Annotated in this window: 15 protein-coding genes and 1 tRNA gene; 6 read left to right on the plus strand and 10 right to left on the minus strand. The window is 39.2% G+C overall.

The genetic code is table 11. The features are described 5' to 3' along the window. The gene (locus J2X77_RS16030; protein ID WP_209578255.1) at positions 1–1,038 is read left to right on the plus strand and encodes a GntR family transcriptional regulator; all 1,038 of its coding nucleotides are present in this window, start codon (positions 1–3) and stop codon (positions 1,036–1,038) included. Positions 1,039–1,214: 176 nt separating this feature from the next. Here the strand turns inward: J2X77_RS16030 and J2X77_RS16035 are convergent, their stop codons facing one another. The 9 genes from J2X77_RS16035 to panC all read right to left on the minus strand — a co-directional run bounded on the left by J2X77_RS16035 (position 1,215) and on the right by panC (position 11,079). Then, on the minus strand, positions 1,215–1,787 hold the full coding sequence (locus J2X77_RS16035) for a DUF4136 domain-containing protein (RefSeq protein WP_209578256.1): 573 nt from the start codon (positions 1,785–1,787) through the stop codon (positions 1,215–1,217). Between the two features lie 330 nt (positions 1,788–2,117). Then, positions 2,118–3,761 carry an NAD+ synthase gene (locus J2X77_RS16040; protein WP_310081575.1) on the minus strand — a complete coding sequence of 548 codons (1,644 nt, stop codon included), beginning with the start codon at positions 3,759–3,761 and terminating at the stop codon, positions 2,118–2,120. A 738-nt stretch (positions 3,762–4,499) separates the two neighbouring features. Further along, the gene (locus J2X77_RS16045) at positions 4,500–5,099 is read right to left on the minus strand and encodes an FKBP-type peptidyl-prolyl cis-trans isomerase (protein WP_310081577.1); all 600 of its coding nucleotides are present in this window, start codon (positions 5,097–5,099) and stop codon (positions 4,500–4,502) included. A gap of 281 nt (positions 5,100–5,380) precedes the next feature. Further along, positions 5,381–6,067: a hypothetical protein gene (locus J2X77_RS16050; protein ID WP_209578259.1), complete on the minus strand. Its 687-nt coding sequence runs from the start codon at positions 6,065–6,067 to the stop codon at positions 5,381–5,383. A 74-nt stretch (positions 6,068–6,141) separates the two neighbouring features. Continuing rightward, a complete protein-coding gene (locus J2X77_RS16055; protein ID WP_209578260.1) occupies positions 6,142–6,609 on the minus strand; it encodes a thioredoxin family protein in 468 nt (155 codons plus the stop codon). A gap of 16 nt (positions 6,610–6,625) precedes the next feature. Continuing rightward, on the minus strand, positions 6,626–8,962 hold the full coding sequence (locus J2X77_RS16060; protein ID WP_209578261.1) for a TonB-dependent receptor domain-containing protein: 2,337 nt from the start codon (positions 8,960–8,962) through the stop codon (positions 6,626–6,628). Between the two features lie 363 nt (positions 8,963–9,325). Continuing rightward, complete coding sequence (locus J2X77_RS16065) at positions 9,326–9,688, minus strand: hypothetical protein (RefSeq protein ID WP_209578262.1); 363 nt, start codon at positions 9,686–9,688, stop codon at positions 9,326–9,328. 135 nt (positions 9,689–9,823) lie between these two features. Continuing rightward, positions 9,824–10,174 (minus strand): aspartate 1-decarboxylase, encoded by a 351-nt coding sequence (panD, locus tag J2X77_RS16070; RefSeq protein WP_209578263.1) that lies wholly within the window; start codon positions 10,172–10,174, stop codon positions 9,824–9,826. 44 nt (positions 10,175–10,218) lie between these two features. Then, positions 10,219–11,079 carry a pantoate--beta-alanine ligase gene (panC, locus tag J2X77_RS16075; RefSeq protein ID WP_310081582.1) on the minus strand — a complete coding sequence of 287 codons (861 nt, stop codon included), beginning with the start codon at positions 11,077–11,079 and terminating at the stop codon, positions 10,219–10,221. Positions 11,080–11,226: 147 nt separating this feature from the next. Here panC and J2X77_RS16080 point away from each other — a divergent pair, with 147 nt between their 5' ends. From J2X77_RS16080 to uvrC, 4 genes are all read left to right on the plus strand, one after another. Continuing rightward, a complete protein-coding gene (locus tag J2X77_RS16080) occupies positions 11,227–12,045 on the plus strand; it encodes a glycogen/starch synthase (protein ID WP_209578264.1) in 819 nt (272 codons plus the stop codon). Between the two features lie 359 nt (positions 12,046–12,404). Next, entirely contained in the window at positions 12,405–12,884 is a 480-nt protein-coding gene (ispF, locus tag J2X77_RS16085) for a 2-C-methyl-D-erythritol 2,4-cyclodiphosphate synthase (protein WP_209578265.1), read from the plus strand. A 237-nt stretch (positions 12,885–13,121) separates the two neighbouring features. Continuing rightward, a complete protein-coding gene (locus J2X77_RS16090; protein WP_209578266.1) occupies positions 13,122–15,392 on the plus strand; it encodes a transglycosylase domain-containing protein in 2,271 nt (756 codons plus the stop codon). A gap of 93 nt (positions 15,393–15,485) precedes the next feature. Continuing rightward, on the plus strand, positions 15,486–17,285 hold the full coding sequence (gene uvrC, locus J2X77_RS16095) for an excinuclease ABC subunit UvrC (RefSeq protein ID WP_293888561.1): 1,800 nt from the start codon (positions 15,486–15,488) through the stop codon (positions 17,283–17,285). Between the two features lie 71 nt (positions 17,286–17,356). Here the strand turns inward: uvrC and era are convergent, their stop codons facing one another. Further along, positions 17,357–18,235, minus strand: coding sequence for a GTPase Era (gene era / locus J2X77_RS16100; RefSeq protein ID WP_293882766.1), 879 nt, complete (start codon positions 18,233–18,235; stop codon positions 17,357–17,359). A gap of 115 nt (positions 18,236–18,350) precedes the next feature. On the opposite strand from era, the gene J2X77_RS16105 reads away from it, so the two are divergent. Further along, positions 18,351–18,423: transfer RNA gene (locus tag J2X77_RS16105), tRNA-Met, on the plus strand. Positions 18,424–18,436: the final 13 nt, after the last annotated feature.

The following is an 18,436-nucleotide window of genomic DNA, read 5'->3' on the forward strand; positions in this document are numbered from 1 at the left end:
ATGACCAATTCTGTAAATCAATTTTTAAAAACGTTAGAAATTAGTGATTTCTCTGCTACTCCAAAGTATTTGCAATTGGCGAATACGATTATTGATGCCGTAAAAAACGAAATATTGGTCCGGGATGATATGTTGCCTTCCATTAATGAGTTAAGTGCCTATTTAGAAATATCACGTGATACGGTTGAAAAAGCATACCGATACCTTAAGAAAAATGAGATTATTGCTTCGAACCCCGGTAAGGGTTATTATGTGCATAAAACAGATGTACAATCGAAACTTAAGATTGCAATCTTTCTGAATAAACTCAGTGCGCATAAAAAAATTGTGTATGATTCCTTTGCAAAGGAATTAAGTGACTATGCGAATTTGGATTTGTTTGTTTATAATTCAGATCTATCGTATTTAAATACACTTTTAGGGAGTCTAACGAAAACTTATGACCATTATGTTCTTTTTCCACACTTTAAAGAAGGTAGGGATAAGGCCCCGGATATTATACGGAAAATCCCTTCAGAAAAGCTAATGTTATTGGGTAAGTTTATCGAAGATGTGCCCGGAGATTTTCCTGCGGTTTATGAGAACTATGAACAGGATATTTACTCCGCTCTGGAGGAAGCTAATGAAGTTTTGAGTAAATACAAAAGCTTAAAACTGGTCTTTCCGGACTACAGTGATTTTCCAAAGGCTATTATCAAAGGGTTTTATAAATTTTGTCAGCAATATGCTTTTGATCACGAATTAGTTTCTGATATCGATGAAGAGAAGGTAGAGAAGGGAACGTGCTACATTAATATTATCGAAGATGATCTTGTAAAACTGCTGAACAAAGTAATACAGAAAAAATTGGTCATCGGAACTGACGTTGGTGTAATCTCCTACAATGAAACACCATTGAAGAAATTTATTCTCAATGGTATCACAACCATATCGACTGATTTTGAAATGATGGGACGTCTAGCGGCTGAATTGATTATTAAAAAGTCCAAAGACCGTGTTGAGGTTCCATTTTATTTGAAAGTTAGATCATCGATTTAGAACCAGGATATAATAATGATTTCTTCGCGTAGTGGGGGAATTATACATAAGGAATGCGCAGTCCAAAATGTATGCCGATAGTAGGTGTCATTTTGTAATAGAGGCAGTTGTATATAAAAGAAAAAGACTGGTTAATTAGCGTCAACCAGTCTTTTTCTTTTATTTATAAACTTCGTTTATTTTTTTAAGGTCTTCACAGGAAACAGTTCAATAACACCTTTTGCAACCTTGCTGATGTTATTAATTGCTTTTTCTGGGTTATCGACATCTCCAGATCCGCGTGCCTGCCAAATCACAGCATTTGTTTTGCGGTCAATAGCTTCGATAATCAGATGACCATAACGATAGCGCTCTTTTGCAACTGGGTAATACCCGCCACCGTAGTAATATGGTGAAAACCATGGACGATACCAACCCCAGGGTCCACCCCAGCCGTAGTAACCGCCGCCACCATAGACCAAGCGACTCTTATTATTGACAATCGTGATGTATCGAAATAGCAAATCAGGGTTATCTTTGGAATATTGAAGGCCTTTTGCTTCCAAAGCTGCATTTGCTGCGTCCAGGATATTGGTTTTAGCGATATCATTGTCAAAATAAGACTTTGATAACGAGTCGACCGGAGGCAACCAAGCATACGTCTTAAATGGCGTAAAATCCATCTTTTCTACCCGTGTGGTATTGTATTGATAAGACGAACATGATGCGAGTGCAACGCAAAGCACCAAAAATAATAGAATCTTTTTCATCGTAGTAATTATTATAAGTGTGATCTCATCGGTGTAAATGAGCTCGTTTCACTCGGTTTGTTTATTAACTGTGATGAATCTATCATGAGTATTTTATCACCGTATTTAACGGCCAACTCATGATGGTTCATGGCCTATATTGAACTTATATTTATTTAACTAATTTGTTTTTATTCCTTATCGTATACCTTTCAAGTGTAAAAATATTACAGTTGACGGTCTTTATGGCAATTGTTTCTTTATCCTCCGGGATGCTATTATCCTTTTTGATTTTACAACCTATTACTTTAGACAAAAAACTATAAATATGGTTTAATCGTAATTGTAAAATTAATAAGGATATTTTGCCACTAGCGGAATCTGTCTTCCAGGACCAAATGCTTTTGGACTGATCCGCAGTATAGGAGGAGCTTGAAATCGTTTGAATTCAGCATTATTAACCAATTTACATATCCTTTCTACTAACGATTGTTCAAAGCCCATTGCTACAACCTCAGATCCTGCTTTCTCATTTTCGATGAGTTCAAAGAGGATTTGATCCAATAGTTCATATTCCGGTAAGGAGTCTGAATCTTTTTGATCTGGTCGAAGTTCTGCGGAAGGTGCTTTTTCAATGGTATTGATTGGAATGATTTCCCGTTCTCGATTGATATAGCGTGCTAAATCATAGGCTTTGGATTTGTAAACATCACCGATTACAGAGATGGAACCTGCCATATCACCATAGAGCGTACCGTATCCTACAGCAGCCTCACTTTTATTGGACGTATTGAGCAGGATATGACCAAACTTATTGGAAACGGCCATCAAAATTACAGCACGGGCGCGTGCCTGTATATTTTCCTCAGTCGTATCGGGTTGTAGATTCTCAAAAAGAGGGGCCAAGCTATGCTCGTATGCATTAGCAATATCTTTGATGGGAACGATATGGTATTTGCAGCCAGTGTTGTTGACCAGATCCATGGCATCTTTTATCGAATGGTCGGAAGAATAAACCGATGGCATCAGTATGGCCAATACATTATCGGCCCCGAGAGCTTCGCAGGCTAAAGCAGCAACCAAGGCCGAATCCAGTCCGCCCGACAGGCCTAAAACTGCCTTTCTAAAACCAGATTTTTGAAAATAATCACGAAGGCCCAGGATTAATGCATCATGCACAAGCTCCATCTCAGATTTAGGGCGCTTCGGAGCGGCTGTGGTGGAGATTATATTTTGTTGATGATAGGTTATAAATTGAAGATCCTCTTCAAAGCTTTTTAGTTCAGCGACCGTTGTACCTTCATTATTCAAGGCAATGGAGCGTCCATCAAATATAATATCCATGTGAGCCCCAATTTGATTAACATAAATCAGCGGTCTGCCCGACTTTTTGACCTGCTGACTAAGAACTTTAACGCGTTCCTCAAAATGCGTATAGGAAAAAGGAGAGGCCGCAATGTTGATGAGTAGGTCTGGATTTTCTTTTCTCAGTTCTGCCATGGGATCGCCAACGTACGAATTGCCACCCTCGTCATCGTCCCACAGATCTTCGCAAATTGTTAGGGCAATCTTTACGCCGTTCAGTTCGATGCAGTTGAAAACTCTACTAGGTTCGAAATAGCGATATTCATCAAATACATCATAATCAGGCAAAAGACCTTTTTTAACAACATCCTTTACGATTCCATGTTCGATAAATACAGCAGAATTATAGAGTTCTTTACCTTCAGGATCACCGTTTTTGACGGGTGCTCCGATGATACAGGCAATATCATGGCACTGTGCAGCGATTTGATGAATAGCTTCATCACATTGATGTTTGAATGCCCTATTTCTTAACAGGTCCTTGGCGGGATATCCGCCAATTGCGAGTTCGGCGAAGATAATAAGATCGGCAGCGGCTTCTTTGGCCTGATGGATGGCGCTAATTATTTTTTTAGTATTTGCTTCAAAATTACCGATATGGTAATTTAACTGTGCTAAAGCTATTTTCATATGCTATTGATCGTCTAAAAATAAGATACCTACTTATGGAGGATCTTCTCACAAATTTATTTCTTTTTTTTGATACTAAGCTTGCTCTTATTGGAATAAAGGAAAGTTAATCAAGAGAAATCGATGTTTGTAACCTGTGTGTTACCGATGTGGCAATATACTGGGGTATTTCTAAGGTATATATAAAATAAGCTAGGGCAATTGCATCGAATAGGGCCGCTTCTTAAGGCAGCAATCGCCTGTAAGCAAATCGGGAGGGGAGGAATGAATAGCTTTAAGGGTATAGGTTATGCTAAATTGTTTTAACATAATTTTAACAACGTTAAATGCTGTTAAATTTCTTGACATGAATGCAGATGTATAGTACCTTTGATATATCAAAAGCAACGAAAGATATTAAAAATAATATATAAAGAACTTTTCATAATTTAGGTTAATAATTGGTTAGGTAAAGCTCGGAGTTCCCCACTTCGAGCTTTTATTATTATAGATATTTCGTATGCGGTTTTTGCTCCCAATTCATTTCCATCCCAACTAGATTTATGAGTGTTTAAAAGAGATCTATTTGTTACATCCGCACAGTTACTTCCATTTTTTCTGATTTAATTCTTAGCGGTGGCAAATAGGGATTAAGTTGTAACCAACTTGTACCTTTTAACAATGGTGTTAGGAATGGTGTTAGGATTTTTAGATTCTAACACCATTGTATACAAGAGAACTGATTTAGTTAAAATATTTTTATTTAATGTCTACCACTTCAATCACGAAGTCCAAGGGTGAGTTGGCAGGAATTGGCCCTACTGCTCGGTTTCCATAACAGAATTTAGAAGGCGCCATGATATGAATTTTAGAACCTTTTTGAAGCCCTTTCTCTGTCAGTCCTCCGAGATCTACATCACCTATTTTTTTAGGAGCAAAGGCGAATGTCCAAGCTGGTATAAGCGTGCTCTCGAAAGGATAATCATAACCGGTATTGGTGAGGAGCTCAAAGCTAGCCGTTTTATCGGTTTCAGTTTGGTCGAAAATACTGCCATTTATTAGGCGACCAGTATACTTTACCGTTGGCTTAACTTTAAAGACTTTAGCATTTAAGGTATCCACAATTTTATATTGATAATTTCCTGTGCCTTCAGCCAAAATTTCGTACCAAATGCCTGTCTCGCTATTGTATTGGGCATCTGGATACTTTTGGCTAACATAATTTTTAAGTGTGATGGAGTCTGTTTTAAATTGTGCCGCTGCATCATAAATCGGCGCATCATCACTTTTGGCACAGCTAATAATGAGGAAAGCGGTTACTGCGATTCCTAAAAATAATGGTGATAACAATTTTTTCATGGTATTATTTGTTGGTTTTTCAATAAAGTGGCCAATTCATTATGAATATGGCCTAGCAAATGTATATGATTTTTTTCTCCTTGTAGGTTTACGCTTAAATAATTAACATTTTGATACAGTAATTTACATTTCTGTATTAGAGCTGCGTTGTTTGGAATGTAACTTTGTCACTAAATATATCAAAATGTTGGATAGTGTAGGATCTAGTTTATCTTTTAGCAAACTGCTAAAAAAAGCCATTCTCATTAAGAAAATGGCTTTTTAATGCACGGCTTATTTGTTTAGTTGGAGGTAGCAGCTCCAATAGTTAACAATTCAATTGTATACACAACTGGTGTATTCTTAGGTACTGTCACCTTCTCACTGCCTTTAGTATATTCATTTTGATCAAACGAATAATATGAAGGCGCAATAAAAGTAATTTTATCTCCTTTTTGTAATCCTTTTGGAAGTAATCCGTGTGGATAATAATCTATTCCATTCTGTTTAATTACAGGAGGCGTAAAGGCTCTCATCCATACTACATTATATATATTGATGGCTTTGTATATATCAGTATAAACAGCTGGTGAACCAACTGGATTTTTATCAAAAACTCTTCCATCCATTAACTCTCCTTGAAAATTGAAAGTTGCCGCGAAAGGTGTAATCGCAGGACCGTTATTTGTTAAAGTGATACCATATGTATAAGGTGTAGCGGTTTCTTTAGCATATTCGATTTTGTACCAAATACCTTTTGATAGCAAAGAGTCTGAACGCTTAGCGTCGTTACCCCACTTCTGTCTCGCGTAAGCTTCCAAAAGAGGTGCTTGATCTTTATATAAAGAATCTTGTCTTGCTTTTTCTTTTTTTATCGCCTCTTCTTGTTGTTTGTAATAGGCATCCCAATCAAAATTATCTTTATTACAAGCTGTAAAAAGAATACCAAGACACAAAAACGCCATTAAAAATTTTGTGATATTTTTCATAATTTCTTAAAGTGTGTATTAATTATAAAACTCAAAACGCAGGCTGGACAAACTTCGCTACATCAAATGTTAAATTATTCTAAAAAAGCATATAACTCTTTTGAATTCAGGTATTTTTGTCGTATGCTTTTTAAATGAAATTCAAGGTCCAGTCTTAAAATACTTGGAAAGACAAGCTGTTTGCCCCGCAGTAATTGTACTGCTAATGGATGGTATTTCCCTACTTTCTTTTTTCTGCTTAGGGGCTTCCATATGCTATTGTCGAAAACAATCTCTTCGATAGATTCGGCATCGTACTTCACCGCATAGTAACGCTGGTTAATTAATTCAATAATTTCTCTGTTTGTAAAGATTTCTTGCTCCATTTTTCTGCAGTAGCTACACCAATCGGTATGGATGAAAAGCAGTGTTTCCCTTGGCTCAACAGCGAGTAAAGAATCAAGTTGTTCGAAGCTGATCCAATTTATCCGCTCTTGTCCAAAGTGACAGAGCGGATAAAATAGCATCATCGACATAATGTATATTTTCCTGAAATGCTTCATAGATCAGTTGTTTTTTTTAGTGAAAATGGCCAATGCGCAAACCAAAGGTAAATGTCCGTGGACGAGTCGGACCATAGATATAATCTGAATCCCTCAATGGTCCCTTGTCAAAGTCTTTCTGAAAAGCATTGAACATGTTTTGTATACCGCCGAAAATTTCAATACTAAAATCTTTATGTATGGGTAAGGTATAGCCCAGCCGCAGATTTAACTCGACGAAGTCGCGCGCATCTTTCAAGGTCATCACATCGTTTTGGATATGAGGAACAATCATCTTTCCGGTGTAGACTCCGGTCAGATCGATTGCTAATTGTTTGGTCGCCTTTAAATTGCTATTCATATAGCCATAAATATTGGGTGTACGGACGTATTTCTTGGTCAGGATGTCCTGTCCGTCTTCCTTTCCCTCGTAGATAAGTTGATCTTTTTTATAGCGAGAGCGCTGAATGGTCCCACCGGTTTGGATAGAAAACCAAGATGATGGTGCAATATTGATCTCAATATTAGAGCCATATACCCGGGCACCCTCACCGTTTTGTATCTCCTGGATGATCAATCCGTCTTTTTCTGATGCCATGACATTGACAAATTGATTATTGAGATCCGTATAAAACCCTTCCACAAGCAGACTCGTCTGTACATTTCCAAAATTTTTGTTGTAGCTAAAGGAACCTGTATACGCATTAGAATACTCTGTTTTTAGATTTTCACCAATTAACACAAATACTTGATTTCCACCAATGGAAGTGACATGCATGTCCTCGTTAAAAGCTTGTGGCGCACGGAAACCGCGGGCATAGCCCCCTCTAAATTGAAGGTCCTTGGTGATATCATACAAGATTGTCAGCCGTGGGCTAAAGGTGCCAAAACGCTGATCTGAGTTTCGGTCTATACCTGCAAGACTGTATTTGCCATCGACATAGGTATAATCGTATCGCGCTCCGATCAAGGTTTTAAAATTACTTAAAGGCTTCCATTCGTATTGGGCATAACTGCCTAATCCTCTGTTTTGCTGATCAATTGTTCGTTTGTACCCCGGTATGTCGTCTTGGGTATCGTTGTACGAGAATTCCACTCCGGCGGTAAATACATCTCGTTCAAAGTTGTAGGTATACTGTCCCCCTGCAACCAGCGCGATATCATTTGTCTTTCCGTATGCATTGGCAGCTAATGTGCTGTCTGCGAGTGTTGCTCCGCCCCCTAGGCCGCCATAGTAGCTGTCACGAACGGTTTTCTGTACAGAGCCGTAAAGCGACATTTTTTGCTTGTAATCGCTAGAGTAATGATCGTAGGTGATTCCGCCAACAAGCGAACTGGTTTCCAGTTGTTCTGTGATTTGCGTCAAGTGGGGTACTTTATCAAGCTGATCACCACCGCGACGGAACTCATTCACTGTACTAAAATCTACCGTTATTTTATCTAGATCACTCGGTTTGTAAAATATTTTTGTGCCAAAAGTAGTGTTTCGAAGTTTGGTCATTTCCGAAAAACCATCTCCATTAGCATCATATGCTTCCCGATTGCGGTGCATGCCGTAGAACGTCGCACCTCTCTTGAGGTCTTCCGCGACGGTCGAGGTGTTAAAATCAACCGTATTGTCCCAGCTTCTGCCACCTATGAGTGAGTTGGTTGATTTTACCTGCCAGTCATTTTCTACCGGATCTTTTGTAATAATATTGATTGTCCCAGCGATCGCATTGGCTCCAAATAATGCCGAACCGCCACTTCTTACCACCTCAATACGATCGATCATACTGGTGGGAATCTGGTCTAATCCATATACGCTATTCAGTGCGGAGAATACGGCTCTGCTATTGATCAATATTTGTGAATAGGGACCTTCGAGACCATTCAGCCGGACTTGTGAAAAACCGCAATTCTGACAATTGTTCTCTACGCGCACCCCCGGCTGATAATTCAGTGTTTCAGACATGGCGACAGACTGTGTCGCATTAAATAATTTGGGGCCTATTACATTGACAACCACCGGAGCATCCTTTCGTTTAACGCCGTAACGTGTAGCAGAAACAACAACCTCATCCAAATTGAGGTTGTCTTCCTCCAATTGAATATGTAACGGAGCCTTTAGCGTATCAAGGGAGATAACCTTGCTGATTGAGCGGTAGCCTACTGCAGATATATTTAAGGTTACTTTTTGCATCGGTATAGCAGACAACTTGAAGTAGCCCGCTGTATCAGATGTAGTCGCAAGCTTGCTGTTTTTTAAAGTTAGTGTGCCGGATGGAACTGCTTCATGGTTTTTATTGAATAAATAGCCTTCCAGTTTCGATTGGGCATATATAGTGGATGTACCCGCCAGTAATGTAGCGAATAAAGTGTATTGCTTTAGCATAGTAATTTTATAAAAATTTTAAAAATACAAGCCTCGTATAGCATTGTCTATAGCGCGCTATGAACAGCATTCAAGGTATTGAACACGGATAGGAAACAAGAAAATAACTTGTCCTTATATAGGGCTATTGTACCAAAGAGTTCATTGAAACCACTTTAAGGTAGTCCAACGAAGGGTGTCGCCTTGGTATCAACGACAATTCTCGAAAAGGAGGCCAATAAGAAATTGTATCAAAGACGTCGTACAGATATAGTCATTCTGTGGTTTAGCAATGCGTTACTGGACGCATACGGTACGTTCCGTTTATTAGCGTCGAGTACTGCCATGCCAGACTACCGGTTTTCGAAATCTCTGATGTTAGTTTTATACTAAGCTGGGGGGACCACGTAAGTGGTAATGATCGATAGTTGCCGTAATCGCTTCCGGACAAAAGGAATTATAACGCACCTGTCTTACTTCGCGGGGAATTGGAAGTTCAAGGACGGTAAATTCGGTTTGTACGTAGGTGTTGTGATAGATGACATTCAGGTATTCGATTTGGTCATCTGTTTCTTGGGGCTTTTGTTTCTTGGTAAAATCATAAGGGTGGGTGTGCATGACAATTTCACCTGTAGATTTTACCTCTTTGTGCATAAAAACAACACCTGAAATAATAATCAGAGACATTAATACCAATTGGCATAATGCAATAAGCTGACGTGGACTTCTGGTTGTTTTTGGGTACATAAAAAAGCGTTACTTTTTTAGGGTAACGCTTCAAAATTACGATTTTATTTTATCAGTATAGAGCTGTATGGATTAAAAAAATATTAAGTATGCCTATTTTTGATACCTTAATGTTCTCTTTTCCTTACATCCATACTATTTAATCAAATGATTGTTGTCGTCTGGAAATACAAGCGAGGGTTGAAATTGTTTGGCTTCTTCAAAATCCATGGTTGCATAGGAAATGATGATGACGATATCGCCAACTTGAACAAGGCGTGCCGCAGCACCATTCAAACAGATCGTTCCCGAACCGCGTTGGCCAGGGATAACGTATGTCTCAAGGCGTGCTCCATTGTTATTGTTTACGATTTGAACCTTCTCGTTAGCGATGATATTTGCGGCATCCATCAAATCTTCATCTATTGTGATACTACCCACATAATTCAATTCCGCTTGTGTGACTTTAACGCGGTGAATCTTGGACTTCATTACTTCTATTACCATGGCGCAAAGTTAGGGCTTTCTACTGAATTTGAAAGATTTGTCAATTAATTTGACAAATTATTCAGAATCATATTATCGATCAGACGGACGCCCTCAACCCACGCAGTGACAAGGGCAACATGTTGTTTGCTGAAATCGATGTGATCGACCTCCTTTAGGCTGTTACTTTCACATATGGCAAAGTATTCAACGCTGAGTCCATCTGTATCTGTTAAAATCTTCAGCGCTTGGTCTTTTATTTCACGGAGTGCCATAGCATCATTGATGTGGTCTTTTACGTATGTCAAGGAACGTGAAAGGGCCAACGCTATTCTTTTTCCTTCTTCACTTAATCGCATGTTTCTGGAGCTCAAAGCTAGGCCGTCTTGATCTCTGATGATGGGGCATATCGCCAATTGAATAGGTAGATCCTTCATTTCAATCATGCGTTTAATAACCATGACCTGCTGAAAGTCTTTTTGTCCGAAACAGGCAATATGCGGTTGTACCAATGTAAATAATTTATAGACGACCTGAGTGACGCCCTGAAAATGTCCTGGACGTTTTTCCCCTTCCCAGATTTGATCCAGTTCGCCCAAATCGATATGCCAGTGTTCGTGTTTGTCGGGGTACATTTCGTCAACGGTTGGCAAGAAAAGAATATCACACCCCACAGCTTCCAATAGTTTGATATCGTTCTCGATTGGGCGTGGATATTTCTCGAGATCTTTTGGGTCATTAAATTGCGTAGGATTTACAAAGATGCTGCAGACGCGAATGTCGCTCAATGGTTTTGCATAATTTAATAAGGATAAATGTCCTTCATGTAATGCCCCCATGGTAGGAATTAAGGCGATTTTTTGATCGGTTTTTCGTGCTTCTTGCAGGTATGCTTGGAGAGAGGCTTTCGTTTTGAAAATTTCCACTTTGCTATTTAGTTTTTGTTGGCAAAGTTGCATATTATTTTGGGAATATAAAACGATGATTAATAGTAAATTGCATAGTAAGTATTTTTTTTGTACCTTTGTAGACCGATTTTACTGTTCGAAAATAATAAATAAAAATAACTGGAGATGGCAAAAACGAAGATATTGTTTATTACTCACGAGATGTCGCCTTTCCTCGAATTAACTAAAATTTCTGAAATCACACGTCAACTTCCGCAAGCGATGCAAGAAAAGGGTTTTGAGATCCGGATCTTAATGCCGCGTTTTGGGAATATCAATGAGCGTAGAAATAGATTACATGAGGTTATTCGTCTTTCAGGCCTGAACATTGTTGTGGATAATAATGATAATCCGCTAATTATTAAAGTTGCTTCATTACCTGCGGCCCGTATGCAGGTGTATTTCTTGGATAATGAAGACTACTTTCAGCGTAAAAAAGTTTTTAGTGATGAGCATGGCGAGTTCTTTGCAGACAACAATGAGCGTTCGGTGTTCTTCTGTAAAGGAGCGTTGGAAACTGTGAAGAAATTAGGTTGGTCCCCAGATGTAGTGCACTGTCATGGATGGTTCTCTGCGTTGGTACCGGCGTATGTCAAGACGACTTATAAAGACGATCCGACATTCAAGGATGCAAAAGTAATGTACTCTTTGTTCAATGAAGAGTTTAAAGGTACATTAGGTACGAAGTATGCGGAAATGGCGCCAGAGGGTTCATTTAAAGCTGAGGATGCGCAGGTGTACGGTGATGGTAGCTATGAGGCTATCTATAAAGGTGCTTTGCATTTTACCGATATGGTCGTTGTTGCAGATCAAAATGTCAATACCGAAATAGTTGATTTTGCAAGATCAAAAGATATTCAGGTTTTTGAGCCCAACGGCGATCAAGACTATGATGCTTTTGGAGAAGTATATGATCAATTTGCGCCTGAAGAAGTAGAAGCGTAGGCTATACTTTTCGAAGCGTTTCAAAAAGCAATAAAAAAAGGTTATTTTAAAAAAATAGCCTTTTTTTATTACGCAGGTTTTCATTAAGTCGAATTGCTATTTGAGTGACTTTCTTCGCAATGCCTCCTCCCTAAATCATTTGTAACAATAAATATAGCTGCGAATTGTTATCTTCGCAATAATCTGTCATTAGGTTTATATGTTGATACGTGGAGATCTCGGAGAAGATGTCCTAAGTTTGATTTATAGCGGCGTTGGGCGCTTGTAATAGCTTATATTGACTTTGTTTTAAAGGTATATAAATCGAGTGTCTCGGAATATTTTAAATAGGAGTAGACACCATAGTTATAATTATTGTCATGAAAATTAAGGTAGGATTTGGATTTGATGTCCATCAGATGAAAGAGGGACATCCCTTTATTGTTGGAGGCGTTCAATTGGAACATCATGCTGGGGCCTTTGGCCATTCTGATGCAGATGTATTGGTGCATGCGATATGTGATGCCATTTTGGGTGCTGCCAATTTAGAAGATATTGGCTATCACTTTCCAAACACGGATATGCGCTGGAAAGGTATCAGTAGCTTATTGTTACTGAAAGAATGTGTGGCGCTGATCGCGAAGAAAGGATACACACTTGGCAATATCGATTCAATGTTGTGTTTGGAGGCTCCTAAGATCAAACCTTATATCCCGCAAATGAAAGTTAAATTGGCTGAAGCCACTGGTTTGGATATCGATGATATTTCCATTAAGGCAACGACAAATGAAACCATGGGATTTATCGGCCGTCAGGAAGGAGCGGTTGCCTATGCGGTTTGCTTGATCGAACGTGCGTAGTTCTGCTCAATATTTTCGCGTTTAAATTCTTGCTTTTGGTACAATTAGTAATACCTTTGCCAAGTAAGGATTATTGGCACACTATCTGATAGAGTGAGCATTAATGTCTTAATTGAAGTCTACAAGGATCAAAATAATGCAGTATTCAAGTTTTAAAATAGCACAGTGTGTGTAAAACCTGAATACGCTGTGTGGTCTTAAAATGAATAATATTTACGTCTGAAATTTAGTGATTAGATGAAACGAGTATCAAAAAAAAATCAACTGACGGAAGCTGATATCAAACGATATACGTTCAATTTTTGGAAGATTATCGTTGGAGTTGTTGCAATAGGTTTTCTGTTTATATTGAGTATACGTCTTGGATTATTTGGGAAATTGCCCTCCTTCAGTGATTTGGAGAATCCAAAAAGCAATTTAGCTTCTGAAGTTATCACTGAAGATCATAAAGTACTGGGAACTTATTATGTTCAAAACCGTTCCAATGTTAAGTATAGCGAATTGTCCCCTTATTTGGTCAAAGCATTGGTGTCTACAGAGGATAAACGTTTCTATGATCACTCTGGTATAGACTATTCGCGTACGTTCACAGTCATCTTCCATACCTTGACAGGTAATAAGCAAGGGGGGAGTACGATTACACAACAGCTGGCACTTAATCTCTTCTCGGATGGACGTCAGAAGAATTTTTTAAAACGTGTCATCCAAAAATTTCAGGAATGGATTACGGCCGTTCGTCTGGAGAGAAATTATACCAAGGATGAGATTATTACCATGTATTTCAACACGGTAGACTTTGGTGCCTACAATACATATGGAATCAAATCTGCTGCACGGACTTACTTTAATACGACTCCCGACAAATTGACAGCGGAACAAGCAGCTTTGTTGGTGGGTATGCTAAAAGGTCCGGGAGCATATTCTCCGGTTCGTTACCCTGATAAATCTCGCACCCGACGTAATACGGTGCTGAACAATATGGTTGCCGCTAATTTTATCTCGGCAGAAGAGGCAACAAAAGCAAAAGAGAAACCACTTGGTTTAGAACTTAAGATTGCAAATTACGGCGAAGGATTGGCTCCCTATTTCAGAGCGGTATTAAAAGACGAGATCAAAAAGGAATTTGCCAAGCTTTCCATTACCAAACCGGATGGTACACCTTATGATCTTGATCGCGATGGATTGAAAATCTATACGACAATCAACATGTCTATGCAGCAATATGCAGAGGATTCGCAAAAGGAGTGGATGAAGCAATTGCAGTCTAAATTTTCCGCACAATGGAAAAATAGGGATCCCTTCAAAGGCGATAAAGCGAAGCTATTAATCAGCGGAATGAAGCGTTCTGATCGTTACCGGATTTTGAAGGAAGAAGGCTTGAATGAAGACGAAATCAAAAAGGCTTTCAATGTAAAAGTTCCTATGAATATTTTTACATGGAAAGGAAGCGTCGACACCATGATGACGCCAATGGATTCCATTAAATACAATAAACTCATGTTGCGCAATGCAATGATGTCTATGGAGCCGAAGACGGGACATATTAAAGCCTGGGTAGGGGGTATTGACTTCGACCACTTTAAATATGATCAGGTAAAAATGGGAACGCGTCAGGTCGGATCGACGGCTAAACCATTTACTTACGCAGTTGCGATTGACAACGGCTATTCGCCCTGTTATAGTATTCCAAATTACCAACAAACGTATAACGGATGGACCCCAAGGGGAAATGCGCAAGGAGGAAACCCCATTACGTTGGCTAAGGCCCTTGCTTATTCTCAAAACTATGCGACAGCATATTTAGTACACGAAGTTGGTGCTGCGGAAGTCGCAGCATTGACAAAGCGAATGGGTATAACAAGTGATGTTCCTAGTTATCCCTCGATTTCTTTGGGCGCTTACGAAGCGTCGGTGTTTGATATGGTAGGTGCCTATTCGGCATTTGTAAACCAAGGAACTTGGATTGAGCCGACAGCAATTCTGCGGATTGAAGATAAAAATGGGACACCAATTTATGATAAGGCACCAAAGGTGGTAAAAGCCTTGAACAGTGAATCAGCATATATTATTGTGGATATGCTTAAAAAGGTGGTGTCTCAGGGTACTGCCAGACGTATTCAATGGATGTACAAGCTCACCAATCCAATCGGAGGTAAAACGGGTACAACGAATGACAACTCGGACGCTTGGTTTATCGGTATTACGCCCGAATTGGTTACAGGTGTGTGGACCGGGGCGGAAGATCGGGGCATTAGTTTCGATCGCATGGAGTACGGTCAAGGGGCCGCGGCAGCTATGCCAGTATTCGCTTATTACATGCAGAAAGTATATAAAGATTCGAATTTAAAATATACCAAAGGTGATTTTGAACAACCTCAAGGTGGACTCACCCGTGTAATAGACTGTAATCAGTACTGGGGGGGCGGAGGCTCTGATGTGGAAGATGGATCTACCGATTCGAGCAGTAAAGACGAAACTAAACTAAAAGATGACCGCTTAGGTTTCTAGGTTATTTTAACGAATATCAGTGGGCCAGGCAATAAATTTTTTCGAAATTTGTTGTCTGGCTTTTTTGCTGAAAGTGCTTGATATTGAAACATAATGGACGTATTTGATTATAGAGAGGAATTAAAGAAGATACCACATCGGCCTGGAGTCTATCAGTATTTTGATAAAAATAATGAGCTGATATATATTGGTAAAGCGAAAGATCTGCGCAATCGGGTCGGATCTTATTTCGTTAGTGAAAATCAGCTGAATGGCAAAACACGTGTTTTGGTCCGTAAGATTAATCGGATATCTTTTACTATAGTTGATACGGAGATTGATGCTTGGTTGCTTGAGAATTCATTGATCAAGAAACACAAACCCAAGTATAATGTTCTTCTTAAGGACGATAAAACTTACCCTTGGATTGTTATCAAGAATGAGCCTTTTCCACGCGTTTTTTGGACCAGGCAATATATCAAAGATGGTTCGCGCTATTACGGACCCTATCCTTCGGTGGGGATGATGCATATTGTTTTGGATCTGATTCGTGAATTGTTTCCCTTGCGGACCTGCAATTTGGCCCTAACACAGGAAAATATACGGAAGGGCAAGTTTAAGATCTGTCTTGAATATCAAATTGGAAACTGTAAGGGGCCTTGCGAAGGGTATCAATCTGAAGAAGACTATGATCAGAATCTGAGCGATATTAAGGATATTCTGAACGGAAAGATCGCTATGGTGACCAATCGCTTGAAAGAAGGTATTACTACTGCAGCTGCAGCTTTGGATTTCGAAAGAGCGCAGTTAATCAAAGCGAAGTTGGATAAGCTAGACAATTATCAGAGTAAATCCACCGTTGTTAACTCATCCATTACAAACGTTGATGTATTTAGCATCGCTTCGGACGAAGGATATGCCTTTGTCAATTACCTGAAAGTGATGAATGGTGTGATTATTCAGACGCAAACACTGGAAATGAAACGGCGTTTAGATGAGAGTGAACAAGAACTGCTAGCCTTGGCTATACCAGAGATACGGGATCGTTTCAAAAGCCTTTCGCGTGAAATTATCGTACCATTCGAGTTAGATATTGAAGAGAACGAACGGATTCGATTTACAATCCCCAAATTGGGTGAAAAGAAAAAGCTCCTTGAACTTTCTCAAAAGAACGTAGCATTTTTTAGGAAGGAACGTTTGTTGCAATATGAAAAGCTTAATCCGGATATCCGGACTGAGCGTATTCTAAAACAGATGCAAAAGGATCTTCGGATGAATGTGCTGCCGCAACATATTGAGTGTTTTGATAATTCGAATATTCAGGGAAATTATCCTGTGTCTGCTATTGTGGTATTTAAGGATGCGAAACCCTCCAAAAAAGATTATCGCCACTTCAATGTAAAGACCGTGGAGGGTCCCAATGATTTTGCCACGATGGAGGAAGCTGTTTTTAGACGGTACAGAAGGTTATTGGATGAAGATCAGCCTCTGCCCCAATTGATTATTATAGACGGTGGTAAGGGGCAGTTAGGGGCCGCGTTAAAGAGCTTGCGCTTATTGGGGATCGAACGGAAAGTAACGGTGATCGGTATTGCGAAGAGGCTGGAGGAGCTTTTCTATCCCGGCGACCAATATCCACTTTATCTAGATAAAAAATCTGAAACCTTAAAGGTGATTCAACATCTTCGAGATGAAGCTCACCGGTTCGGAATCACGTTTCACAGAAATCAGCGGAGCCGAAAAACTTTTGTTTCTGAACTTGAAAACGTGCCAGGCATAGGCAAAACAACAGTGGAGAAAGTGTTAACTGAATTTAAGTCGGTAAAAAAGGTGAAGGAGGCGTCTGATGAAGACCTAAAAAAAGTGCTTAATCTCAAACAGATTAAAGCACTTCGTGAATACTTTGCAAAGTAACATTAAAGTAGAATAGTGCATAAGCCGAAGTTTTGTACACCAAGATATTCGGCTGATGCATTCAATACGAATTAGTCATCGTAACCAAAACGTTTAAGGTAATTTTTTTTGCTTCGCCAGTCAGGAATTACTTTAACGAAAAGTTCGAGAAATACCTTTCCATTGATAAACTCCTCAATATCCTGACGTGCGTAGGTTCCCACTTTTTTGATCATGGCGCCTGCCTTTCCAATGATAATATTTTTTTGAGAGTCGCGTTCAACAATAATTTCTGCTGCAATACGCGTAATATTAGCCTCCTCTTTGTAAGATGTCACGATCACTTCTGTGCTGTAAGGAATCTCCTTATCATACAGTTTGAACACTTTTTCACGGATCATTTCGGAGACAAAAAAACGCATGGATTTGTCCGTCAGTTCATCCTTTTCATAATAAGCTTCGTGAATTGGTAACTTGTCTTTTATGTATTGCATTACGGCAGCAACATTATGATTCAGTTTTGCTGAAATGGCAAAAATGGTATCTGGATTTAATTTTTCTTGCCAGAATTCAATTTTTGCTTTGACTTCTTCTTCTGAAGATTTATCAATTTTATTGATCAGTACAGCAACAGGAGAATTTGTTTTGCGTAATTTCTCGAGGACATCGTTCTCATCGTATTTTTCGTTGATATCTGTCACAAATAGTATAATGTCTGCATCGATCAAAGATCCTTGGACAAAATTCATCATGGATTCCTGCAGAGAATAGTTTGGTTTAATAACACCTGGAGTGTCCGAAAACACAATTTGATGGTCTTCATCGTTTACAATACCGATAATGCGGTGTCTTGTCGTTTGCGCTTTGGGTGTAATGATAGACATTTTTTCACCCACTAAAGCGTTCATTAGTGTGGACTTACCAGCATTTGGCTTTCCGATGATACTTACGAATCCTGCTTTGTGTGACATTTTTCTAAATTTTATTAGGATTACAAAGAAACAAAATATATCTTTGTACTCCAATTCGGAAGGATCATAATCTTGTTTTTTCAAAAGAAAAAAGCAATTTTGTTCAAAAATATATTGCGGGGTGGAGCAGTTGGTAGCTCGTCGGGCTCATAACCCGAAGGTCACTAGTTCGAGTCTGGTCCCCGCTACTAAAAGGAAGAG

This window comes from Sphingobacterium sp. 2149 (assembly GCF_031455655.1).
GTDB lineage: Bacteria > Bacteroidota > Bacteroidia > Sphingobacteriales > Sphingobacteriaceae > Sphingobacterium.

Coding starts and splice junctions, on each gene's coding strand:
- J2X77_RS16030 (WP_209578255.1), top strand. CDS start 1: ATGACCAATTCTGTAAATCAATTTTTAAAAACGTTAGAAATTAGTGAT.
- J2X77_RS16035 (WP_209578256.1), bottom strand. CDS start 1,787: ATGAAAAAGATTCTATTATTTTTGGTGCTTTGCGTTGCACTCGCATCA.
- J2X77_RS16040 (WP_310081575.1), bottom strand. CDS start 3,761: ATGAAAATAGCTTTAGCACAGTTAAATTACCATATCGGTAATTTTGAA.
- J2X77_RS16045 (WP_310081577.1), bottom strand. CDS start 5,099: ATGAAAAAATTGTTATCACCATTATTTTTAGGAATCGCAGTAACCGCT.
- J2X77_RS16050 (WP_209578259.1), bottom strand. CDS start 6,067: ATGAAAAATATCACAAAATTTTTAATGGCGTTTTTGTGTCTTGGTATT.
- J2X77_RS16055 (WP_209578260.1), bottom strand. CDS start 6,609: ATGAAGCATTTCAGGAAAATATACATTATGTCGATGATGCTATTTTAT.
- J2X77_RS16060 (WP_209578261.1), bottom strand. CDS start 8,962: ATGCTAAAGCAATACACTTTATTCGCTACATTACTGGCGGGTACATCC.
- J2X77_RS16065 (WP_209578262.1), bottom strand. CDS start 9,688: ATGTACCCAAAAACAACCAGAAGTCCACGTCAGCTTATTGCATTATGC.
- panD (WP_209578263.1), bottom strand. CDS start 10,174: ATGGTAATAGAAGTAATGAAGTCCAAGATTCACCGCGTTAAAGTCACA.
- J2X77_RS16080 (WP_209578264.1), top strand. CDS start 11,227: ATGGCAAAAACGAAGATATTGTTTATTACTCACGAGATGTCGCCTTTC.
- ispF (WP_209578265.1), top strand. CDS start 12,405: ATGAAAATTAAGGTAGGATTTGGATTTGATGTCCATCAGATGAAAGAG.
- J2X77_RS16090 (WP_209578266.1), top strand. CDS start 13,122: ATGAAACGAGTATCAAAAAAAAATCAACTGACGGAAGCTGATATCAAA.
- uvrC (WP_293888561.1), top strand. CDS start 15,486: ATGGACGTATTTGATTATAGAGAGGAATTAAAGAAGATACCACATCGG.
- era (WP_293882766.1), bottom strand. CDS start 18,235: ATGTCACACAAAGCAGGATTCGTAAGTATCATCGGAAAGCCAAATGCT.